At 67.5% G+C, this 22,959-nt stretch carries 18 protein-coding genes; 11 read left to right on the top strand and 7 right to left on the bottom strand.

Features of this window, described 5'->3' with window-relative positions; translation table 11 throughout:
- Positions 1–62 precede the first annotated feature (62 nt).
- The gene (locus NM2_RS03165) at positions 63–2,033 is read right to left on the bottom strand and encodes a SpoIID/LytB domain-containing protein (protein WP_067663742.1); all 1,971 of its coding nucleotides are present in this window, start codon (positions 2,031–2,033) and stop codon (positions 63–65) included.
- Positions 2,034–3,244: 1,211 nt separating this feature from the next.
- Between NM2_RS03165 and NM2_RS48680 the strand changes: the two genes are divergently transcribed.
- A complete protein-coding gene (locus NM2_RS48680) occupies positions 3,245–4,627 on the top strand; it encodes a peptidoglycan recognition protein family protein (RefSeq protein WP_369690297.1) in 1,383 nt (460 codons plus the stop codon).
- 463 nt (positions 4,628–5,090) lie between these two features.
- Here the strand turns inward: NM2_RS48680 and NM2_RS03155 are convergent, their stop codons facing one another.
- Positions 5,091–5,924 (bottom strand): Cof-type HAD-IIB family hydrolase, encoded by an 834-nt coding sequence (locus NM2_RS03155; protein WP_067663738.1) that lies wholly within the window; start codon positions 5,922–5,924, stop codon positions 5,091–5,093.
- 37 nt (positions 5,925–5,961) lie between these two features.
- Positions 5,962–7,176, bottom strand: coding sequence for a hypothetical protein (locus NM2_RS03150; protein ID WP_157120859.1), 1,215 nt, complete (start codon positions 7,174–7,176; stop codon positions 5,962–5,964).
- Between the two features lie 154 nt (positions 7,177–7,330).
- Here NM2_RS03150 and NM2_RS03145 point away from each other — a divergent pair, with 154 nt between their 5' ends.
- From NM2_RS03145 to NM2_RS03120, 6 genes are read left to right on the top strand one after another with little or no spacing between them, the layout of a single operon-like run.
- Positions 7,331–8,311 carry an ABC transporter permease gene (locus NM2_RS03145; RefSeq protein ID WP_067663733.1) on the top strand — a complete coding sequence of 327 codons (981 nt, stop codon included), beginning with the start codon at positions 7,331–7,333 and terminating at the stop codon, positions 8,309–8,311.
- Positions 8,308–9,264, top strand: coding sequence for an ABC transporter permease (locus NM2_RS03140; protein WP_067663730.1), 957 nt, complete (start codon positions 8,308–8,310; stop codon positions 9,262–9,264). The genes NM2_RS03145 and NM2_RS03140 overlap by 4 nt, the downstream gene beginning before the upstream one ends.
- Positions 9,261–11,144 (top strand): dipeptide ABC transporter ATP-binding protein, encoded by a 1,884-nt coding sequence (locus NM2_RS03135; RefSeq protein ID WP_067663728.1) that lies wholly within the window; start codon positions 9,261–9,263, stop codon positions 11,142–11,144. The genes NM2_RS03140 and NM2_RS03135 overlap by 4 nt, the downstream gene beginning before the upstream one ends.
- Before the next feature lie 11 nt (positions 11,145–11,155).
- Entirely contained in the window at positions 11,156–12,829 is a 1,674-nt protein-coding gene (locus tag NM2_RS03130; protein ID WP_067663726.1) for an ABC transporter family substrate-binding protein, read from the top strand.
- Between the two features lie 26 nt (positions 12,830–12,855).
- Positions 12,856–14,526, top strand: coding sequence for an ABC transporter family substrate-binding protein (locus NM2_RS03125; RefSeq protein WP_067663723.1), 1,671 nt, complete (start codon positions 12,856–12,858; stop codon positions 14,524–14,526).
- Positions 14,523–15,272, top strand: a complete 750-nt coding sequence (locus NM2_RS03120) for a hypothetical protein (protein ID WP_067663720.1) — start codon at positions 14,523–14,525, stop codon at positions 15,270–15,272. Before NM2_RS03125 ends, NM2_RS03120 begins: the two co-directional genes overlap by 4 nt.
- A 7-nt stretch (positions 15,273–15,279) precedes the next feature.
- Here the strand turns inward: NM2_RS03120 and NM2_RS03115 are convergent, their stop codons facing one another.
- Entirely contained in the window at positions 15,280–16,290 is a 1,011-nt protein-coding gene (locus NM2_RS03115) for an agmatine deiminase family protein (RefSeq protein ID WP_067663718.1), read from the bottom strand.
- 114 nt (positions 16,291–16,404) lie between these two features.
- Positions 16,405–17,280, bottom strand: coding sequence for an NAD(P)H-binding protein (locus NM2_RS03110; protein ID WP_067663777.1), 876 nt, complete (start codon positions 17,278–17,280; stop codon positions 16,405–16,407).
- An 87-nt stretch (positions 17,281–17,367) separates the two neighbouring features.
- On the opposite strand from NM2_RS03110, the gene NM2_RS03105 reads away from it, so the two are divergent.
- Both NM2_RS03105 and NM2_RS48675 read left to right on the top strand, forming a co-directional pair.
- On the top strand, positions 17,368–18,180 hold the full coding sequence (locus NM2_RS03105; protein ID WP_218025842.1) for an AraC family transcriptional regulator: 813 nt from the start codon (positions 17,368–17,370) through the stop codon (positions 18,178–18,180).
- A gap of 359 nt (positions 18,181–18,539) precedes the next feature.
- A complete protein-coding gene (locus NM2_RS48675) occupies positions 18,540–18,701 on the top strand; it encodes a hypothetical protein (RefSeq protein ID WP_157120858.1) in 162 nt (53 codons plus the stop codon).
- Positions 18,702–18,739: 38 nt separating this feature from the next.
- Here the strand turns inward: NM2_RS48675 and NM2_RS03100 are convergent, their stop codons facing one another.
- Both NM2_RS03100 and NM2_RS03095 read right to left on the bottom strand, forming a co-directional pair.
- Complete coding sequence (locus tag NM2_RS03100; protein ID WP_067663716.1) at positions 18,740–19,513, bottom strand: lysophospholipid acyltransferase family protein; 774 nt, start codon at positions 19,511–19,513, stop codon at positions 18,740–18,742.
- A 36-nt stretch (positions 19,514–19,549) separates the two neighbouring features.
- Positions 19,550–20,347, bottom strand: a complete 798-nt coding sequence (locus NM2_RS03095; protein WP_067663714.1) for a lysophospholipid acyltransferase family protein — start codon at positions 20,345–20,347, stop codon at positions 19,550–19,552.
- Between the two features lie 112 nt (positions 20,348–20,459).
- On the opposite strand from NM2_RS03095, the gene NM2_RS03090 reads away from it, so the two are divergent.
- The gene (locus NM2_RS03090) at positions 20,460–21,365 is read left to right on the top strand and encodes a hypothetical protein (protein WP_157120857.1); all 906 of its coding nucleotides are present in this window, start codon (positions 20,460–20,462) and stop codon (positions 21,363–21,365) included.
- Between the two features lie 41 nt (positions 21,366–21,406).
- Positions 21,407–22,942, top strand: a complete 1,536-nt coding sequence (locus tag NM2_RS03085; protein WP_067663705.1) for a Rieske 2Fe-2S domain-containing protein — start codon at positions 21,407–21,409, stop codon at positions 22,940–22,942.
- Positions 22,943–22,959: the final 17 nt, after the last annotated feature.

The raw sequence follows: 22,959 nt of genomic DNA, 5'->3' as shown, positions 1-22,959 counted from the left end.
CGGCGGCCGGTACGACGGACCCCGGAACCCCGGGAGTTGGAGCCGAAGCACCAAGATAGAAGTCAAGGACGGATCCAGGGAGACGAGCCCGGAACCTGCGGCGACGGAGATTGCGACGCCGCCTCTGGAACAGCCGGGACGGGTTCCGCCGGGGCCTGCGCGGAGCTCGGGGCCGACGGCGAATCGGCGGCCGGGGCGATGGGGGCGGCCGGAGCCGAGGCACCGGGAGTCGCAGCGTTGGACGACGGGACCTGCGGAGATGGCGGTTGCGCGGTCGCATCCGGGGCTGATCGGGTGGGTGTGGCTGATATCGGTGCTTGTGCGACCGCAGTCGGTTGCGCGGACGGGTCCTGGGCGGCCGGGGTAGGTGCTGGATCGGACGCGGGATGGGTTGCATTCGGGACGGGGGCAGCGGAAGTCGGGGACGATGCTGCGGCGGGAACGGGAGCCGGAACCGCCGGAGCCGACGCCGCAGCAGGAACGGGAACCTCAGCAGCAGGAGCCGACGCCCCAGCAGGAACGGGAGCCGGAGCCGAGACCCCACCCGGAGTGGGAGTGGGGACCGCCGCAGCCGGAGCCGATATACCAGCAGGAACCGGAACCGCCGGAGTCGGGGCCGGAGCAGGATCCGCTGGAGCCGGAGCCGGAGCCGGAGCGGAAACCGCCGGAACCGCCGGAGCCGATGCAGCGGCGGGAACGGGTGCGGGAGCTGCTGGAGTCGGGGCGGGTGAGTCGGAGTTCGTGGTGGGTTGGCCCTGGGCGGGGGGCGTCTGAGCGGACTGGTCGGTTGTGCCGTTCGGTGTGGGGGCGCTTGCGGCGCCCTGGCTGGTTGCGACGCCGGGGGCCAGTTGCAGGAGTCTGGTGAAGTCGACGACCTGTGCCCCCAGGGCCGGGGTGGCGATGATGACGCCGTTGCGGAACAAGCGGAACGTGCCGCGGTGGCCGGGAAGTAGCGACTCCGGGCCCAGCGCCACACCCAAAATTCCTGTGGGACCGCCTGTTTGGGCATATTTGGTATCGATGGCGCTGGGGCCGGGCGCGGGTTGGGGAGCGGCCGGTGGGTCGGCGGGGGCGATCGGGTCGCCGGGGGTCAATTCGGCTGGGGCCGGGCCGATTTCGAACATGCCGGCGTCCATGGGGTGCACGCCGTTGGGGGCCGAGGAGTATTCGCTGCGCAGCAGGTGACCGTCGCGCAGCAGTACCTGACCCGCGGTCGCGCGGACGGCCGCATCCGTGCGCGGATCCTCCCGGCTGGTCCCCGAATACGCCTGACAGTCCTGCGTGTCGCAGGTCTGCGCGTACGGGTAGCGGGTCTCGGCCAGGGCGTAGGAGCGGGCGGCGATCGCCTGTGCGCGCAATGCCTCGCCGCCACCCTGATCGGCCCAGTCCGCGGACATCTCGGTGGGGACGACGCCGCGCAGGTAGTCCTCGGTGTCGACGCGATCGACCGTACGGATGTCCTGCCCCTCCAGGGCGACGCCGAGCGCGCCCCGATATCCGCCCGCACCGCAGATCTTCAGCTGTTCGGCCGCCGGACGGTTGACGCCGGGCGCGATCGGATAGGCCCAGGGATCGGCGGTCGACCCCTGCCACAGCACATCCCCGCCGCAGCCGGACAGGATGGTGACGTCGGCGCCGCCGGAGGTCGGCGTCAGATGGGCGACCTGGCCGGGCAGCACGCGCCGGCCCGCGACGCTCAGCCCGGAATCGGAGTAGACGTCCAGCGGCTTGTTGTCCTGGCCCATCAGCCGCACCCGCACCATGGTCGGCCCGATCGTGGCCAATTGCGCACCCGGGTAATAGCCCTGCAATATGCCGACCGCGTTCTGCCCCGATTTGGCCTGGTCGAAAGCGCCGAACTGGCTCATTCCGCGACCGTGCCCCTCGTCCACGCCCGCGGTCGTGCGGTACGGCGCCGCATCGGGCCACGCCCAGTAGAGGGCGCCGGTTCCGGCGGTCAGCGCGACGGCCATCCCGCCCGCCATCGCGACACGCCGGCGCCGGCGTTTGCGCCACAGCCCTCCGTGGCGCATCGGAGCGATCCTCGGACGTTTCGAGCTAGTCATCACGCACTCCCACGGATTCCGCGGACAGGACCGCCGGGCCGTTCTCCGCCCGCCTACCCGCTGGATGTCGATCGGAAAGCTACATTCGAGTTATTGCCATCTAATCCTCTACCAAAGGCTTAGATTTGTAACAGTTGGGACCAGTGTGACGCTTGATCCGTCAGGAATCAACCATGGCCTCCCGGCTGACGGTCGCCGGTTCTACCTGAATGGAGCAGCTCGTGCCCGATCGCAGACCCAAAAGGTCGTACGTTCTCCCCGTCGTCGCCACACTCGCGGTGATCGCACCGCTGCCCACGATCGCGATGCAGAATTCGCCAGATTACCGAAACGCGGGTAATAGCGATTTCTCCGCTATCCCTGCGCATTTCGCCGAAGTCCTGCTGTCCTCGGCCCCCGACGCCATCGCGCCCCTGCACGATCTCACCGGTTTGAACCTCCCGGACCTGCACCTGTCCGACCTGCGCCGCCTCCCCCTCCCCAGCTCGATCCCGATCCCCCCGAACCTGCCCCTGCCCCCGGGATTCCCCGCCGAGATCCCGCTACCCCAATTCGGCGGCCCGCAGCCCAGCCCGACTCCCACTGCGCCACAAGCACAATCAGCAACGCCGACGCCCCAACCCGGCATCCAGGCCCCACTCTCCCCACAAGTCCCAGACACCCAACCAACCCCGACCACGGCCCCACTCCCCTACGCCCCGCCGATCCCCTCCGCACCCGGCCCGGGAACAGCGACCCAGCCGACTCCTCGAGCCCCGATCGCCCCGCAACCCAGCCCACGATCCTCCGCAACACCTCAGGTCCCAGCGGCACTGGAGTTCCCGGCAGCACCGCAGGCCGCGAGCCGCGCACCTGTCGCCGCCACACGACCGACGACGCAGCTCACCCGGCTCCTTGATTCCTCAGCGACACAACGGATCTCCGCGCCCTGGGCAGTTCGGACGGACCCCCGAACGTCGACGGCCGCGCAATCCGCCCCGAATGTCATCCCCTCGGCAACACAGCCCGAGGCAACGACTGCACCGCCTGCCACCGCGACCCGCTTCGAGGCCGCGCGACCGGACGTGCGCGCCGATGAAGTCGCAGCCGACCCGGCCGTCCGGGTTGCGGCGACACGGCAAACTCCAGCGGCGCAACGAGTTCCAGCCGATACGCATCATGTGAACGGCGCACCCGCTGTGGCCACGCGATTCGGGGCGGGATCCGTGGTCGTGCCGGTCGACTATCCGGTGTCGCCCGCCGTCCCGGAACCCGCACCGACGTCGGCGAACTCGGGCGACGCGACGTCTGCCGTACCGAACGCGGCGGCGGATCCCGCGTTGGTGCCGGGGGCCGATCCCGCCGCACCGGCGCTGGCCCCCGGAGCGGTCTCGCCGGATGTGGCGGCGCAGGTGGGCGCGCAGGTCAAGGAGGTCACGCGGGAGAAGCCGTTCAGCATGGTGGCGCTGACCGCGAAGGATCTGGACGGGACGACGGCGATGATCCGGGCGCGCGATGCCGAAGGTCGGTGGGGCGCTTGGTATCCGGCGGACCCGATCGAGACCGGGCCCACCGATGGGACCACGGCCGATCGCGCGGGCACCGAGCCGATCTACGTCGGCCGGACCAAGGACGTGCAGGTTCTGCTCACACACGAGGCCGATACGTCGGGGCACGCCCGGGAGGCGACCGCGACCGATCTGTCCGCCGTGCTGATCGATCCGGGGCACGGCCCGTCCGACGCGGCGCTGTCCTCGATCGCCGCGCCGCTGTCCGACGGTGGCCCCAAGGTGATCACCCGCGCGCAGTGGGGCGCGGACCCCTCGCTGCTGTGCGACAAACCGACCTACGACAACGGCCTGAGCGGAATCGTCGTGCACCACACCGCAGGTCGCAATGATTACACCGCCGCCGAATCGCCGGGCATCGTCCGCGCGATCTACGCCTATCACGCGAAAACGTTGGGCTGGTGCGATATCGGCTACAACGCCTTGATCGACAAGTACGGCCAGATCTACGAGGGCCGCGCCGGTGGCCTGGGCAAACCCGTGCAGGGCGCACACGCGGGCGGTTTCAATCAGCACACCGCCGGGGTCGCCCTGATGGGCGATTTCCAATCCCAGCCCCCGACCGACGCCGCGATCCAGGCCGCCGGACGCTTCATCGGCTGGCGCACCGAACTCGCCGGACTCAACCCGCTGAGCACCACCACCCTGTACTCCCAGGGCACCAGCTACACCAAGTACAAGAAGGGCGCGGCGGTGAAACTCCCCACCATCTTCGCCCACCGAGACGTCGGCAAGACCGCCTGCCCCGGCAACGCCGCCTACGCCCAGATGGACCGCATCCGCAAAATAGCCGCCGACACCGCCGCATCCGCGACAAGACGGTCACCTATCGCAGCGAACAGCGATGTGTCACAAGACGATTCCAACCAGTCGCGGAATTCCGACACGTCCACGAACCCGATCCCAACCCAGAACCCCGCAACCCCGACGAGCCCCCGAACAACCCCGGCCACCGGAAACACACCGAGCAGAACATCACCCGGCCCCGAAGCGGCATCGCCCGGCGATCGGTAAGCCTTGTCACACAAGGGCTTTCGTGAACAGCTCCAATGCGGAAGAGCCGGAGCGCATCCATACTCACCTCGGCCACGAATCGACACGACTCACCACGCCGCGAAGCCGAGGTAACACGGACTCGCTGTGGAGCAAAGGCCCGGCCTGCATATCGAGCGACGCGCATTCACCTCACCGACAATGAACTCGCCCCCCGATCGAAGGCCCACCCCAACCGCGTACTCCCACCACGAACTCGATTCCAGCACTGACGAAGTGGCTCGACCAACCGACCGGCATCGAACGACACGGATTCACCTCACGGACAACGCACTCGACTCCGGGCCGAAGGCCCAGCTCCCCACCGCATTCGCCCCACCACGAACTCGGCCCCGGCGACCGCGAAGTGGTTCGACCGGCGAAAACGTTCCGGTGACGTGAATTCGGTTTCGGCAACTCCGAATTCGCCCGGAGTGCCACGAATTCAGCTGGACCACCAGCGTTCCAGGACGCGGGCGACGCCGTCCTCGGAGTTGGTGCCGGTGATTTCGTCGGCGGCGGCGACGGCCTCGGGGTGGGCATTGCCCATGGCTACGCCGTGACCCGCGAGGCGGAGCATCGGGACGTCGTTGGGCATATCGCCGAAGGCGATGATGTCGCGGTGCTCGACGCCCAGGCGTTCGGCGACCATGGTCAGGCCCGATGCCTTGGTGACGCCCGGCGCGGATAGTTCGATCAGGCCGTTGTCGGTGGAATAGGTGAGGTCGGCGCGGCCGTCGAGGTGCGGTTCGAGGGCAGTGCGCATATCGGCGCTGACCACGCCGGGTAACCGGATCAGCATCTTGATGGCGGGGGCGGCGATCACCTCCCGGCGGGCGACCTGCGTATCGTCCGGATTGAGCCAGGCGTGCTGATATTCGGGCGAGCTCACGAACTGCGGGGTGGCCGCATCGTGCGCGGTCTCGCCGACGCGCTCGGCCGCCAGACCGCAACCGGGCAGGACGCGTTCGGCGAGTTCGGCGAGCCAGGCCAGATTCTCCACATCCAGCGAACTGTTGTGCAGGATGCGGTCGGCGGCGCTGTCGTAGACGACCGCGCCGTTACCGCAGACGCACAGCGGGGGGTAGCCGAGCCCGTCCACGATCGGATCGATCCAGCGCGGCGGCCGCCCGGTGGCGAGAACGAAATGCACACCGTCGTCGACCAACGCCTTGACCACGGCCCGAGTTCTCGGACTCACCTGCTCGGCCCGATCGATCAGCGTGCCGTCGACATCGGTGGCCACCAATTTGGGCTTGGGCGAGTTCCGGCGAGTCACCTATTCCATCCTGCCCGAAACGCGCGTGGGGAAGTAATCAGTTCCCCGGACGTCGCCACTGGTCCTCGCTCGCGCCGAGCGGGGGCACCTCGGGAAAGGGCGTCGGCTCGTTCGAATTCGGCGTCGCCCCGGAGTCCGGAGACCGCGGCGCCCCACCTGCGGCCGGTGTGGGCTGACCAGCCCCCGGCCCCGGCTGACCCGCAGACGGCGTCGACGCATCCGAAGTCGGCTGCTGCGACGTCGACGCACCCGGGCCAGGCTGCCCGGGATACGGTGCCGACACACCCGGACCGGACTGACCGGCATGCGGCGACGTACCCGGACCAAGCTCCCCGGGATACGGCGTAGACGCACCCGGACCGGACTGAGCGGTGTACGGCGTCGTCACGCCCGGACCAGGCTGCCCGGGATACGGCGGCGACACACCCGGACCGGACTGACCGGCATGCGGCGACGTACCCGGACCAAGCTCCCCGGGATACGGCGTAGACGCACCCGGACCGGGCTGCCCGGGATACGGCGGCGTCGCACCCGGACCGGGCTGCCCGGGATACGGCGGCGTCGCACCCAGGCCAGGCTGACCCGCATACGGCGTCCACGGCTGTCCTCCGTACGGCGCTCCATGACCAGGCTGTCCGAGATACGGCGCGGGGTTGGGCCGGAACGGGTCCACATACTGTGGGGTCGGCACCGGGTATCCCGGGTGCACGCCCGGCCCCGGATACGGCGCGGGATATCCCGTCGACTGCCCGGGAACGTGCGCGAGCCAACGCCCGGTCGCGGGCAGCAGCGTCAGGATCGCGGTGATGACGGGAAACACCTGCCCGACCAGTCCCCCGAGTCCGCCCATCAGGAACGAACCGGCGGGCGCGCCCACACCTCCGGCGTACAACACGACGTACGAGGCCACGCCCACGACGATCGTGACGACACACCCGGCGGTGATGAGGATCCGCCCGAGCGGCTTGCGCCGGAACATCAGCACCGCACCCGTCCCGAGCAGACCCGCGGTGATGAGACCGATCACACCGATGCCGATCAGATAGCCCGAGAACCAGGAATTGCGCAGCACCTCGTCGTCGAAATCGGGCAGAGCGCTACCCACCACGATGTCCAGTGCGCCGCCGAGAATTTGCCCGGCCGCACCGAGCGAGGCGAGCACACCCGCCGCCATCGCCGTTCCGCTGCTCGGTTCCATGCCCTGGCCCTGTGGATACGGCTGATAGCCGCCCGGATACTGGGGATAACTCACCGAACAGCCCCCTGTCTGTGCCGCCGGACCGCCCGACGGCATGAACCTTCTCTGCACGATATCTCGCAATCGAACGTGAGGTGATCGTGCGTAACGCGCTCGCCGGAATAACTATCCCTATGATCGGGGGCTAGTAACCGACCCGAGGGGACCGATGACCGGCTTTCTGCTACGACGTGCGCTGAACTATGTCGTGCTGTTGGTGCTCGCTTCGTTCCTTACCTTCACGCTCGCATCGATGACGTTCCATCCGCTGGACAGTCTCGAGCAGCGCAATCCGCGCCCACCGCAGTCGGTGATCGATGCCAAGGCCGCCGAACTCCATCTCAACGAGCCGATCCTGCCGCGCTACGGCACCTGGGTGAAGGATGTGGTGGTGCACGGCGACTTCGGCCAGACCCTCGCGGGCCAGCCGGTGAGTCAGGAGCTGGGCCGCCGGATCGGTGTGAGCCTGCGATTGCTGGTGATCGGCTCGGTGATCGGCACCGCGCTCGGTGTGCTGATCGGCGCGGCGGGAGCGATCCGGCAGTACAGATTCAGCGATTATTTCACCACGATCATCTCGCTGCTGGTGTTGAGCACGCCGATCTTCCTGTTGGCGACCCTGCTGAAATATGGTGCGCTGGAACTCAATACGGCAACCGGACAGCAGATCTTCCTCTACACCGGGGAGACCTCGGCCTCGGCGGTGGACGGGTTGTGGAACCAGTTCGTCGACCGGCTACAGCACATGGTCGTGCCCACGCTGGGCCTGGCCCTGGGCTCGATGGCGGCTTACAGCCGCTATCAGCGCAACGCCATGCTCGACGTCCTGCAGAGCGATTTCATCCGGACCGCCCGCGCCAAGGGCCTGACCCGAAAACGCGCGCTGTACAAACACGGCCTGCGCACGGCCCTGATCCCGATGGCGACGCTGTTCGCCTACGGCCTCGGCGGCCTGATCACCGGAGCGGTGTTCACCGAGAAGATCTTCGGCTGGCACGGCGTCGGCGAATGGCTGGTGGACGCGATCAACGGACAGGACCTGTACATCGTGGTCACGGTGACGACCTTCGCGGGACTGGTGATCCTGGTCTCCGGCCTGCTCTCGGACATCGTCTACGCCATGCTCGACCCCCGGGTGCGTGTGTCGTGACCGATACCGAAATCCTCGTACAGGGCGCGCCCGAGCCCGCCGCTGCCGGACGCCGTAAACTGGTGTGGCGCAGGTTCTTGCGCAACAAGGCCGCCATCGCGGGCGCGATCGTGTTGCTACTCATCGTGATCGCGGCGTTCGCGCTGCCGCCGGTCCTGCCCTACGACTACCGGCACATGGACTACGCGGCGCTGTATCAGGCGCCGAGCCCGAGCCATCCGTTCGGCACCGACGGCAGCGGTGAGGATCTGCTCGCGCAGACCCTGCACGGCTTGCAGAAATCGTTGATCATCGGTTTCTGCGTGGCGATTCTCGGCTCGATCATCGCCGTCGCCGCGGGTGCGGTGGCCGGACTGCTCGGCGGCTGGACCGACCGGACGATCATGTGGCTGGTGGATCTGCTGCTGGTGGTGCCCAGTTTCATCGTCATCGCGATCTTCTCCCCGCGCACCAAGGGCAGCGGATCGATTCCGCTGCTGATCCTGCTGCTGGCCGCGTTCGGCTGGATGATCAGCGCGCGCATCGTGCGCGGGCTGACGCTGAGCCTGCGTGATCGCGAATTCGTCCGGGCCGCACGATATATGGGCGCGTCGACGCGTTCGTTGATCGTCACCCACATCGTCCCCAACGTGGCCTCGTTCCTGATCATCGACACCACGCTCGCCCTGGGCGCCGCGGTGCTGTCCGAAACCGGCCTGAGTTACCTGGGATTCGGCGTCCAGCCGCCGGACGTCTCACTGGGCACGCTGATCGCGGCGAATTCCCAATCGGCGCTGACCTTTCCGTGGCTGTTCCTGTTCCCCGGCGGCTTCCTGATCGCGATCGTGCTGTGCGCCAACCTGGTCGGAGACGGGCTGCGAGATGCCTTCGACCCCAGTTCCTCCCGTGCGCGGGCCCGGCGCAAGGCGCCGAAGGCCCCGAAGCAGACCGAGCGGAAGACCCAGTCCTCATGACCGACACATCAGCCACCGAGAACACGGCGGCCGCGCGGCAAACCACCACCGCTCCGCTGCTGGAAGTTTCGGATCTGCGCGTGTCCTTCCCCGGTGAGGAGGGCCGCATCGACGCGGTGCGCGGGGTGAACTACTCCGTCTCCGACGGTGAGGTGCTCGCCATCGTCGGCGAATCGGGTTCGGGCAAATCGGTGTCCTCGCTGGCGGTGATCGGGCTGCTGCCCGACCAGGCGCGGGTGCAGGGTTCGATCCGGTTGCGCGGCAAGGAATTGCTGGGCATGGACGACAAGACCCTGTCGGCCTATCGCGGCAGCCGCATCTCCATGGTGTTCCAGGATCCGCTCTCGGCGCTGACCCCGGTGTACCGGATCGGCGATCAGATCGCCGAGGCGCTGCTCGCGCACGGTTCGATGTCCAAGCAGCAGGCCGCGACCCGTGCGGTGGAACTGCTCGACCTGGTGGGGATTCCCGAACCGCGGGCGCGGGCGCGGGCATTCCCGCACGAATTCTCCGGCGGTATGCGTCAGCGCGTGGTGATCGCGATGGCCATCGCCAACGATCCGGAACTGATCATCTGCGACGAGCCCACCACGGCGCTGGACGTCACGGTGCAGAAGCAGATCCTCGGCCTGCTGCGCACCGCGCGCGACATCACCGGCGCGGGCGTCATCATGATCACCCACGATATGGGCATCGCCGCGACCATCGCGGATCGGGTCGCGGTCATGTACGCCGGGAAGATCGTCGAAACCGCCGGTACCGCAGATCTTTTCCGCTCCCCGCGGATGCCGTACACGGTCGGGTTGCTCGGCTCGATCCCGCGAATGGACGGTCCGGCGCGCACACCGCTGATTCCCATCGAGGGCTCCCCGCCGGCCATGCACGCGCTGCCGTCCGGCTGCCCCTTCGCCCCGCGCTGCCCGGTCGCCATCGACGAGTGCCGCGCGGCCGAACCGCCGCTACAGGACATCACGCCCGGACATCGCGCGGCCTGCATCCGCACCGCGGAAATCGGTTCGGCGGAACTGTTCTCGGCCTATCAGCGCGAGATCACCGAACCCGAGGCCGAGGTCGAGACGGATTCGCATGTGGTACTGCGGGTCTCGGAGCTGACGAAGGTCTTCCCGATCACCTCGGGTGTGATCCTGCGCCGCCGCAGGGGCGAAGTGCGCGCGGTGGACGGGATCGGTTTCGAACTGCGCGCGGGCCGGACACTGGCGCTGGTAGGCGAATCCGGCTCCGGCAAATCCACCACGCTGACCGAGATCATGGAGCTGGCGAAACCGCAGGGCGGCACGATCGAGGTGCTCGGCAGCGACGTCGCCACACTCACCAAGGCCCGCCGCCGGGAGATCCGGGCGAAGATGCAGATCGTCTTCCAGGACCCGTCCGCCTCGCTCGATCCGCGCATGCCGATCTTCGACGCGCTGGCCGAACCGTTGCGCATCGCCGGACGTCCGCGCGAGGAAATCCGTTCGCGGGTGCCGGAATTGCTGAAACAGGTCGGCCTGCGGGCCGAGCACGTCGACCGGTACCCGGCCGATTTCTCCGGCGGGCAGAAACAGCGCATCAATATCGCGCGGGCGCTGGCGCTGGATCCGGAGATCCTGGTGCTGGACGAGCCGGTGTCCTCACTGGACGTCTCCATTCAGGCCGGTGTGCTGAACCTGTTGCGCGACTTGCAGGCCGAGCGCGGACTGTCGTATCTGTTCGTCTCGCACGATCTTTCGGTGGTCCGCAATCTGGCGCACGACATCGCGGTCATGTATCGGGGCAAGATCGTCGAAACCGGCCCGGCGGAACAGATTCTGACCGATCCGCAGCACGAGTACACCCGCGCGCTCATCGACGCGGTTCCGATTCCCGTCGTCGCCCGGTAGGAGCAAGGTTCGTGAAGAGGCGCACATTCGGCAAGGTCGTCGCGGCGGCATCGGTATCGGCACTGGCGGCGGCGTGTTCGTCCGGGACGGGGGGTTCGACCGGCTCGTCGACGCTGGGCACCGTCAACGACATCAATCCGCAGCCGCGCGACAAGGTCCGCGAGGGCGGCAATCTGCGCTTGGCCATCACCTCCATCCCGTCGAACTGGAATGTGCAGTCCGCCGACGGAAACGAGGGCGAGGCAGCCGATCTCATCCGGTGGACGATGCCGCGGGCGTTCAAGGCCGACCCCGCTGGACAGCTCACCGTCGATACGGACTACTTCACCGATATCAAGCTGACCAATACCAATCCGCAGCAGGTCGTCTACACCATCAATCCGAAGGCTGTGTGGTCCGACGGCACCCCGGTCACCTGGGAGGATCTGGCCGCGACCTGGCAGGCCCTGAACGGACGGGACAAGCGGTACCTGATCGCCATCAGCAACGGTTTCGATCGGGTCGAAAAGGTCGAGCGCGGCGTCGACGACCGGCAGGCGGTGCTGACCTTCACCACCCCGTACGCGGACTGGCGCGGTCAGTACTCGGGTAATTCGATCCTCTATCCGAAGTCGGTGACCGGCACCCCGGACGCGTTCAATCACAGTCTGGTCGACCACATGGGCCCGACGGCTGGCCCCTTCATCGTGCAGTCGATCGACCGCACCCAGCGCCGAATGGTGTTGGCGCGCAATCCGAAATGGTGGGGTACGCCACCGAAGCTGGACACCGTCACCTACAGCGTGCTGGACCAGTCGGCTTGGGCGGCGGCCCTGCAGAACGACGAACTCGACCTCGCGCGCATGACGAATCTGAACGACGTCCTGCTGACCCGGCGCACCCCGAGCCTGCAAGTGCGGCACGCGCCCATGAATATGTGGCGCTGGCTGACGTTCAACGGCGCGCCGGGTTCGATCATGTCCGATCCAGCACTGCGCGTGGCGATTTCGAAGGCGATCAATCGGCAGGCCATCGCCGACACGAGCCTGGCGGGCCTGACCGATCATCCGCAGGTGCTCAACAATCACATCTTCGTCAGGGGACAGAAGGGCTACCAGGACAATTCGGCCCCCGTCGCCTACGACCCGGCCGCAGCTGCGCGGCAGTTGGACAGCCTGGGTTGGAAACTGCAGGGCGATGTCCGGGTGAAGGACGGTCGGCAGCTCACGTTCCGCGACGTGATGTACAACGATCCGGTCTGGATCCAGATCGCCAAGATGATCCAGTCGGATCTGGCGAAGGTCGGCGTGAAGATGTCCATAGACACCCGCCCCGGACAGGACTACTTCACCAATGTGATCATTCCGGGCGACTTCGACACTGCCCAATACATCCTGTCGGGTGATGCGTTCGTGTTCAACAGCATTCCGCAGCAATTCGGCCTGTATCCGAACAACGTGCAGGGCAATTTCGGCCGGATCGGCTCGCCCGCGCTGAACGATCTGATCGACAAGGCGCTCACCGAACTCGATCCGGACAAGGCCATCGCCCTGGCGAATCAGGTCGACACCCAGATCTTCGCCGAGGGCCACTCCCTGCCGTTGACCCAGGACCCGGGGAACTGGGCCACCCGGGCCACCCTCGCCAATATCGGCGCGCCCGGCCTGGGCAGCTACGACTACACCTCGATCGGCTTCGCGAAATGAGGCCGCCCCGACGGAAGGATCGATCCATGCGGATTCGTTCGAAATTGGTCCCGCTAGCGATCCCGGCGGTCGCCATCGGATTGGTGTTGTCGGGATGTAGTTCCGGGGCCGGCAATCAGACGGGCAATGTCAATGTCGGAAAGACCAACGACATAAATCCGAAGGACCCGAGCGCATTACGCGACGGCGGCAATCTGCGGCTCGCGATCAGCTCGTTCCCGGCCACCTTCAACTATCTGCATATCGACGGCGGAGACGCGGACATCGCCTCGATCATCGATCCGATGCTGCCGACGGCGTTCGTCAGCAATGCCTCCGGCGAGATGTCGGTGGATCACGACTACTTCACCGATATCAAGCTGACCGGGACCAATCCGCAGCAGGTCACCTACACCATCAACCCCAAGGCGGTATGGTCCGACGGCACCCCGATCACCTGGGCGGATCTGCAGTCCGAGGCGCACGCGCTGGGCAGCGCCAACCAAGGGTTCCAGGTCAGTTCCACCTCGGGCTTCGAGCGGGTGGCGAAGGTGGAACGCGGCGTCGACGACCGGCAGGCCGTCGTCACGTTCAACAAGCCGTACGCGGAGTGGCAGGGCATGTTCGGCCCGCTGTACCCGAAGTCGGTAACCGGGAATCCGCAGGCGTTCAACGATGTGGACCGCAACGACCTGAGGGTCAGCTCGGGTCCCTTCGTCATCGACAATATCGACCGGACCCAGGACAGGATCGTGCTGAAGCGCAATCCCACGTGGTGGGGTGCGAAGCCGAAGCTCGACACCATCACGTTCACCAGGCTCGATCAGAGCGCGGTCCTGGGAGCGGTGCAGAACAACGAGATCGATTACACCTACATGTCGGGCCTGCCCAACGTCGTGGCGGCCAGGAACGCTCCGGGCGTCGTGGTCCGGCGCGCACCCGAACCGAGCTGGAGTCATATCACCTTCAACGGCGCACCGGGCGCACTCCTGTCCGATCCCGCACTGCGACTGGCGATTTCGAAGGCCATCGATCGGCAGGCGATCGTCACCCAGGCCCAGACCGGCATCGTGGACAATCCCACGCCGCTGAACAACCACATCTTCGTGAAGGGGCAGAAGGGGTATCAGGACAACTCGGCGCCGGTGGCGTTCGACCCGAACGCGGCTGCCAAGGAACTCGACGCTCTCGGCTGGAAATTGAACGGTGACGTCCGCGAGAAGGACGGCAAGAAGCTCGAACTGCGTGATGTGATGTTCGATCAGAAGGAATGGGTCGACACCGCCAAGATCGTGCAGCAGGATCTGGCGAAGGTCGGGGTGAAGGTGGATATCCAGACCGTGCCCGGCACCGGGCTGTTCACCGATGTCATCGATCCCGGGAACTTCGATCTGGCGCAGTTCAGCTGGGGTGGAAGTGCGCTCCCGCTCACCGCGCTGCAGCAGATCTACTACTACGACCCCAACAACCTGCAGAGCAACAAGGCGCGCATCGGTTCCACCCAGCTCAACGAGCTGATCGACAAGACGATCTCCGAGCTGGATCCGACCAAGGCCAACGAGCTGGCCAACGAATGCGACAAGCTGATCTGGCAGGAGGGGTATTCGCTGCCTCTGCAACAGGCGTCGGGCACCTACGCCACCCGGGCCGATCTGGCCAACATCGGCGCGTTCGGCCTCGCCACCCCCGATTGGACGAAAGTCGGCTTCCTGAGGTGATTTCCGGCTCGGGCCATCCGCTGGCCTATCCGGTTCTGACGACGATCGGCGCCCTGGTGATCTGCCTCGCCTGGGCGCCGTTCGCCGATTCGGAGCAGTTGGGCATGCTGGGGGCGGTCGCGCTGGTTGTGGTGGTGTACAGCGCATTTCGGTTGATGGTGGCGTCGGGGGTGCTGCCTTGGCATACCGATCCCGGAATACGGTCCGAGCCGACCGATTCCACACCGACGGACTCGGCACCGGACGATCTCGAACCGTCCGACTCCCAGCAGTTCACCCGGGGGCGAAACATCCTGTCCTGCCGCCGGATACGTCAGCAGCACCGCTTGCTCAGCCGCTCCTGGCTCGAACTCGCCGCGAACGGCCGAACCCGCTGGCTGCCGGTCTATTTCGATCCCTCGCTGGTCACCGCGACCGATTCGACTGCCGAATTTCGTGACGGAACAGTGCGTTTCGACGGAGTGCGCCTGTACCCCTCGGGCCCGGTACGCGAACGCGAGCCCCTCGGCCGCCTGCACGACAACCCCACCCGCCCCGATCCCGAGGGCCCCGCCCACGCCGCCGACGCATCCCGCTTCACCCGACGCCTCCTGCTGGACGGCCAATTCGCCGTAGCCGCACCATTCGCGGCCCTGCTGTGGGTCTACGTCGCCGGTGGCGGCTTCCCCGCCTTCATCGGAGCCGCGACCGTCGCCGCAGGTGTCGCCGTGTGGTTCTCCGCAATCCGGGGCTCAGACCCCAGCTGACTGTCCGTCAAGCGGGTTGCTGCTGGGTGGCCGCGTGGATTCCGCCGCCGCCCTCGGCGACCGCGTTGAATTCCACCGGGACGATCTCCCGGCCCGGGAACGCGTCGGCGAGGATGCCCACGGCGCGATCGTCACCGTGACGGTCGCCGTATGCGGGCAGGTAGACCGCGTCATTGCCGACGTAGAAGTGCACATAGGTGTAGAGGAACTCCGCGCCGCGGGTGCCGGGCATATCGGCCCGATTCGGTTGCGGCAGTTCGATGATCTCGAAACCGCGGCCCGCGGCGTCGGTGGCGTCGCGCAGGATCTCGCGGGCGCGGGTGGCGGCGCGGGCGAAGAAGTCGTCGCGATCCGGATCCACCGGACGATCCACCACGACCAGACCCGGCCGGGCGAACCGGGCCACCGCGTCGACGTGACAGTCCGTCACCTCTCCGCCCGCAACGCCCTGCAGCCACACCACTTTTCGCACGCCCAGCAGATCGCCGAGGGCCCGCTCGATCTCGTCGTGGTCGCTGCCGGGATTGCGCGTCGGATTGACCAGTGAACTCTCGGTCGCCAGCAGTGTGCCCTCACCGTCGACCTCGAGCGATCCGCCCTCGGCGACGATCGGCGCGACGACCCGCTCGATTCCCTCGTATTCCAGCATCTTTCGCGCGACTCGCGCATCGAGGTGATATTCGGCCTTCTGCCCCCAGCCGTTGAAATTGAAATCGATACCCACCACATCGCCGTCGGGCGCGGTCACGAACGTCGCTCCGGTATCGCGCACCCATAAGTCGTCCAGCGGCGCGGAGACGACCTTGACCCCGTCGCCGACGACCTGGCGCGCCTGTTCGACATGTTCACGCCGCGCGAGCAACGCGACCGGTTCGTGTTCGGCGATGGCCTGAGCCAGTCGTGCCACATCCGCGCGCGCCGCGGGTAGCAGTTTCTCCCAGACCGACTCCTTGGCCGGCCACGCCAGCCACGTCCGGGCATGCGGCGCGGACTCGGCCGGCATCACATAGCGGCTCATGATCTCCGACCGTATCCACTCGGTCCGACATGCGCCATGAAATGGCAGGTTGCGGCCCTGTCATCAAGGAGACACGGCGCGCCGCACCGCGTGTTGGAACATCCGTCCAGTCCGTTATGTCGCGAAGGCGCCACCGTTCTCATCCGTGAACGCCGCGAGGTGGTCCCGCACCCATTGCGCGTAGGTCCGGGGCGCACGGCCGAGGACCCGCCGGACGTCGTCGGTGACCGTGGTGTTTCCCCCGTCACGGATGAATTCCGAACCGCGCATGACCACCTCGATGTACTCCTCGGACATCCCGCGCGCCCGCAGATGCGCGAGCACCGCCTCCCGCGACAGCGGCGCGAGCGCCACCGGGCGGCCCAGTTCGGTGGCCAGCACGCCGGCCTGATCCGGTTCGGACAACGCCTCCGATCCGGTCAGCGTGTACACCTGTCCGGCGTGCTCGGCGGACAGCAGCGCCTCGACCGCCACGGCCGCGATGTCACGCGGATCGATCACCCCCTGCCTGCCCGTCCCGGTGCGGATCGGCACCGGCTCGCCGGTCCGGATCGCCTCGGCCCAGGCGAGGGTATTGGAGGCGAATGCGCTGGGGCGCAGGATCGTCCACGTCGTACCGCTCTCGCGCACCGCTCGTTCGCCGGGCACATGCCAGTTCGCGAAATCCCGCAGGGCCGGATCACCGGTGCCGATGGCCGAGAGTTTCACCAGCCGCGACACACCCGCCGACCGGGCCGCGGCGACCAGCGCGGCATCGGTGTCGGGCCTGCCCGGCGCGGGGACGTTGACCAGGAATACCGCCCGCGCACCGGCCATGGCCGCGGCGACCGAGGGCGGATCGGTGTAGTCGCCGCGCACCACCTCCACCTCGTCGGGCATCCGCGCCGCCTGCGGATTCCTCGTGAACGCGCGAACCCGCTCGCCGCGCCCGGCCAATTGCCGAACCACCGCACCGCCGATGGTGCCCGTGGCACCCGTAACCAGAATCATGAACTCCAGCCTGGTGTGGTCCGGGGCCGCCGCCATAGGAAATTTCGGCACGACCACCGGCGGCCCGGCGCGCCTACAGTCGATCGGGTGAGCGTCCTGTCCATCGCGCCCGTGCGCACCACCGAGCAGTTCGAGCAGCTGCGCGAGGCTCCGGCGGCCCTGCGGCCGTGGGTCACGGGCATCGGCCGCATCCCGTTCCTCGACGATCTGACCGAACCGTTCACGCACATCCCCCAGGCGGTGACCACCGTGGTCGTCCGGGCCGAGCGTTCGGGCCGCCGCGACGTCGTGGTGGTCGGCCCGCGCACCCGTGCGACGTACAAGCGGGCCGAGGAGTCCGCGGCATGTCAGCGACTACGTCTGGCCCCCGCCGCGGTGCGACCCCTACTGGGCGTCGCCGCGGTCGAACTGACCGACCGGGTGCGCCCGCTGGCCGATTTCCCGGGCCCGCTGGCCGGATTCGAGGACCAGCTGCTGCACAGCACCCCGGACCAGGCGGTTCGAATCCTGGAATACGCACTGCCACAAGCACTTTCCGATGACGCGGACCACCGCGCGCATCGACGTCTGCTGGACGCCGCCACCGCGGTCCTGACCGCGCGGTCGATCCCGGTCCCCGAGGTGGCCGCCCGGCTCGCCGTCAGCGAACGCCAGCTCCGCACCCTCTTCGCCACCGGAATCGGCCTGTCCCCCAAGCAATTCGCTCGAATCGGCCGCCTCCACCGCGTCCTGGCCGATCCCACCGCCGCTCCCCTCGCCACCACCGCCGCCACCCACGGCTACTACGACCAGTCCCACATGACCGCCGAATTCCGCACCCTCATGGGCACCGCCCCCTCGGCCTACTTCCGCGGCGCCCTGCCCGCTTCCACTCCCTGCGCCACCGAACTCCGCAGCTGATTCGCCGCTGAAACCAGCAGAACTACCGCGACGCAAGCGATACCCACAGACATCTCCGACCCGATCGTCCAGCGCATCGCCGCGTCCGCGAACCCACTTCCACGTCGCCGCGATCCTGGCTTCCGCACCCGGCCGATCCCGCCCCGGGCATCAGCGGTCCGACAACTCCGAATACGAACGGATCCATCCCGCCCGAGGCCGACGACAGCGCCGAACGCCCACTACGAACCCCTCCCACAACGCGATCGATCCCAATCGAGGTCGACCGCCCCACCCCGAGACCAGCGGTTCGAGATGTCTTGTCCGTTGCCGCGCCGTGCGCTACACTCCATCGCTCCGGTGAATCAGGTTGTCGCACAGTGAGAACCGATCCCGATCCGGCACGAAGCCAGCCGATCGTCACGACAACCATCGCATTCGGGATCGGCACGGCTGAGGGCATCCTCGACGCGGCAATCCCACTCGGCGGATCGCTCGGCAGCCACCCCCGGGACACCTCGATCTACGGCACCCCATCCTGAACCCACCGAATCCAGCGGCAGGACAGACCGGCCTCGGCTCAGCCGGCCGCCTTGCGCTGTGCCGCGGCCCGGCGGCGGGCGAGTTCCTCCTGATCCAGCACCGCCGCCCGCTCCGGGGTGGGCGCGCTGCCGCCGAGCCGGGCGGGCACCCAGGGCGCGCCCTCGGGCATCTCGTATCCCTGCTGCGCCAGTTCGAGCAGATCGCCCATGCGCGAGCGCAATTCGGCGGTCAGCTCGTCCACCCCGGCGGCGGTGAGTTCACCGGGCGGCGGGGCAATGGGCTCGCCGATCCGGATGTGGACCGGGAAATGGTTGCGGCCCAGCTCTTTCGGAATGTCCTTGGTCCAGACGCGTTGCGCGCCCCAGATCACCATCGGCACGATCGGCTGCCCCGATTCGATCGACATGCGCGCCGCGCCGGATTTGAATTCCTTCAACTCGAAACTGCGGCTGATCGTCGCCTCCGGATAGACGACGACGATCTCACCGCCCCGCAACGCGGTCACAGCCCGCTCGTACGACTCCGCGCCGTGACTGCGATCGACGCCGATCGCCTTGCAGTGCTTCATGAGCCAGCCGACGATGCCATGCTCGAGTTCGGCCTTCATCATGTACCGGACGTTGCGGCCCGAGCCGCGGCCCACCAGCCCGACCTCCATGAAATCCAGGTAGGCGGTGTGGTTCACGGCCAGCACGGCGCCGCCGGAGCGCGGAATATGTTCCTGCCCGGTGATTTCGATTCGCAGTCCCTGCGCCCGGAACACACCGCGTACCAATCCGGTGAGAACGTCGAATACGGGTTCGCGCGCCATGCTTACAACTCCTGTGCATCCACTCTCGCGGCCGGACTACCGATCCGGTTCGCCGGTAGCCGAATTCCGGTTCGCCGCGGCACGTTCGGCCTTGGCGGCGGCGTCCGCGGCGTCCATCGCGTTCGCCTCCTCCAGTGTGGGCGCACCTCCGCCCAATCGAGCCGGAACCCAGTATGCGCCCGGTTCGAGCCGATAACCCTGCTGCAACTCCTCGAGCATCTGCTGCATGGTCGTGCGCAGCCGCGTGGTCAGCTCCGCGGCCACCTCGGCGATGTCCTCATCGCCCACCGCGGGCGGCGCGATCGGCTCGCCCACCGCGATCCGGATCGGAGTGTTGGTGCGGCCCAAGCGTTTGGGGTGTCCCTTGGTCCACACCCGTTGCGCACCCCAGATCACCATCGGGATGATCGGCACACCCGATTCGATCGACATGCGCGCGGCGCCGGATTTGAATTCCTTGATCTCGAAGCTGCGGCTGATCGTCGCCTCCGGGTACACCCCGACCAGCTCGCCCCGCGCCAGATATTCCAGCGCGGCCTTGTAGGAGTCCGCCCCGGCCGAGCGATCCACCGGAATGTGCCGCAGCGCGCGCATGATCGGACCCGAGACGCCGCTGTCGAACACCTCCTTCTTCGCCATGAATCGGATGTACCGTTTCGGGGTGCGTGCGGGCAGCCCGGCATAGGTGAAGTCCATGTAGCCGGTGTGATTGATGGCGATGACCGCGCCACCGACGGCGGGGATGCGCTCGGCCCCTCGGACATCGAATTTCAGCCCCTGCGCGAAGAATATGGTGCGGGCCAGGCCGATGATCGACCGGTAGACGGGTTCCACAATTCCGCTAGCGTAGTCCTCGGCACATCGGGCTACACCCAGGCGTGTGTTCTGGTCCACACACACATCCATCCGACAACGGCGAGCGCTTACAGGAAAGAGGTTCACCGCAGTGAAATTTCCCCGACCGGCTACGCGTGGACGTCTCCGATACGCACTGGCCGGGGGCCTGGCACTGATCGCGACCGGCCTGGTCGCGGGGTGCGATTCACGAGTGGGCATCGAGGGCACCGACTACAGCGCCGACGAACCACCGGCCCCGGTGTCCTCGTCCGCGACATCGCCCACACCCCAGTCCGCCGACGCGGCGGCCGCGCCGATCCTCCCGAAGCCGAAGCCGGGCGAACTCGAGGTAACCGTCTCGCTGACCAAACCCGATTCCGACGCCGCCGACGCGCTCACCCGCTGGGCGATGGATCTGCAATCGACGTCGACGGCCCGGCTGCAGGCCAAGTGCTGGCCCCTGGCGCCGCAGAACGTGCAGTCCATGTACACCGACAAGAAGGCCATCCTGGCCGCCCTGGCCCGGCCCGGCGTGGACGACGGCACGGCGATCACCTGGCGGGGTACCGGCCGCGGCGCGGTCACCGTCGTCGCGCAGCGCACCGATGTGGACGCCGGATACGCCTGCCCGCGGGTCTTCGCCGCCGGAACCACGCCGACGTTCAACGAGGCCGACGCCCGGCACACCGTCCGCCGGTACCTGGACCGCGTCACCGGGACGCCGCTCGACCCGGCCGACAAGGAGGCCACCCACCCGCTGCGCTGCGCCGCGACCGCCGGAACCTGGGATCCCACCGGCGCCGGCCGGGCCACCACGCCGCCGCTGGCCGCCGAGCCCGGCAAACTCGACGACGTGCAGTCCTTCGTCGACCAGTCGCTGACCTCGGAGACGTTGCGCGGGTCCTACGTCTCGGTGTCGGCCTCGGTCCTGACCACCGACGGAGCCGAACAGACCCGGACATTCACCCTGAAGTCCGGCAAGCAGGGTTACTGCATCGGCGACGTCTCCTCGTAGTCGGTACCCTGGGTGACCGGCAACGTTCAGGAGGGAAGTTCGTGGAGATCACCAGCGTCGGACACGCCGGGTTCCATATTCGCACCGCGGCCGGGACGATCCTGTGTGATCCCTGGGTCAACCCGGCGTATTTCGGGTCCTGGTTCCCGTTCCCGGACAACACCGAACTGGACTGGGACGAACTGGGCGACTGCGACTTCCTGTACGTCTCGCACCTGCACCGCGACCACTTCGACGCGAAACACCTGACCGACCACGTCAGCAAGGACGCGACCGTCCTGCTGCCGGACTACCCGGTCCCGGATCTGCGCCGGGAGCTGGAGAAGGTCGGTTTCACGAAGTTCATCGAGACCGAGAACTCGGTGAAGCGGACCATCACCGGTCCGGGCGGCGAGATGGACGTCATGATCATCGCGCTGCGCGCGCCCGCGGACGGGCCGATCGGCGATTCCGGGCTGGTCGTCTCGGACGGCGAGACGGTGTGCTTCAACATGAACGACGCCCGTCCGGTGGACATGGACGTGCTGCACGAGACGTTCGGGCACGTCGACATCCATCTGCTGCAGTACTCGGGCGCGATCTGGTACCCGATGGTCTACGACATCCCGGCCCGCACCAAGTCGAATTTCGGCAAGCAGAAGCGGCAGCGCGGCATGGACCGGGCGCGCAGCTACATCGAGCAGGTCGGGGCGACCTGGGTGGTGCCCTCGGCCGGTCCCCCGGTGTTCCTGGACGACGCGCTGCGCTACCTCAACGACGACCGCGGCGACGAGGGCAACATCTTCCCGGATCAAATGGTGTTCCTCGAGCAGATGCGGATCCACGGCAATCCCGGTGGCGTGCTGATGATTCCGGGTTCGGTGGCCGATGTGCGCGGCAAGGAGCTCGAGCTCACCCATCCGGTCGATCCGGACGAGATCTACGGTGACAAGGCCGGATACATCGAGCGGATGGCGCAGCGCATGGCGCCCGCGCTGGCCGCGGAGAAGGCGACCTGGGCGACCGGCGACGAACCGCTGCTGCCCCAGCTGAAGGATCTGTTCGAGCCGATCATGGCGCAGAGCGATCTGATCTGCGACGGTATCGGCTACCCGGTCGGGCTGGTGCTCGGCGAGCAGACCTTCGTCCTGGACTTCCCCAAGCGGGTGGTGCGGGAGCCGATCGAGGGTGAGGGCCGGTACCGCTACGGCTTCCGGATCGATCCGCAGCTGGTGCGCACGGTGCTGCGCGATCACGAACCCGATTGGGTGAACACGATCTTCCTGTCCACCCGCTTCCAGGCGTGGCGGATCGGCGGCTACAACGAATTCCTGTACACCTTCTTCAAATGTCTCACCGACGAGCGAATCGCCTACGCGGACGGCTGGTTCGCCGAGGCGCACGACGATTCGGCCTCGACCGAACTGGCCGGGTGGGAGGTGCAGCGCCGCTGCCCGCACCTCAAGGCCGACCTGTCGAAATTCGGTGTGGTGGAAGGCAACACCCTCACCTGCAATCTGCACGGGTGGCAGTGGGATCTGGAGTCGGGGCGGTGCAAGACCTCCAAGGGGCACGAGCTTCGCTCGCGCAAGCTCTGAGCCCGTTGGCGCGGAGA

Origin of the sequence: Nocardia miyunensis NBRC 108239, assembly GCF_001613065.1 — a bacterium.
Taxonomy (GTDB): Bacteria; Actinomycetota; Actinomycetes; order Mycobacteriales; family Mycobacteriaceae; genus Nocardia; species Nocardia miyunensis.
The sequence above is the reverse complement of the archived record's forward strand: the minus strand, read 5'-3'. Positions and strand labels throughout refer to the sequence as shown.

Coding starts and splice junctions, on each gene's coding strand:
- NM2_RS03165 (WP_067663742.1), bottom strand. CDS start 2,033: ATGCGCCACGGAGGGCTGTGGCGCAAACGCCGGCGCCGGCGTGTCGCG.
- NM2_RS03145 (WP_067663733.1), top strand. CDS start 7,331: ATGACCGGCTTTCTGCTACGACGTGCGCTGAACTATGTCGTGCTGTTG.
- NM2_RS03135 (WP_067663728.1), top strand. CDS start 9,261: ATGACCGACACATCAGCCACCGAGAACACGGCGGCCGCGCGGCAAACC.
- NM2_RS03125 (WP_067663723.1), top strand. CDS start 12,856: ATGCGGATTCGTTCGAAATTGGTCCCGCTAGCGATCCCGGCGGTCGCC.
- NM2_RS03115 (WP_067663718.1), bottom strand. CDS start 16,290: ATGAGCCGCTATGTGATGCCGGCCGAGTCCGCGCCGCATGCCCGGACG.
- NM2_RS03110 (WP_067663777.1), bottom strand. CDS start 17,280: ATGATTCTGGTTACGGGTGCCACGGGCACCATCGGCGGTGCGGTGGTT.
- NM2_RS03100 (WP_067663716.1), bottom strand. CDS start 19,513: ATGGCGCGCGAACCCGTATTCGACGTTCTCACCGGATTGGTACGCGGT.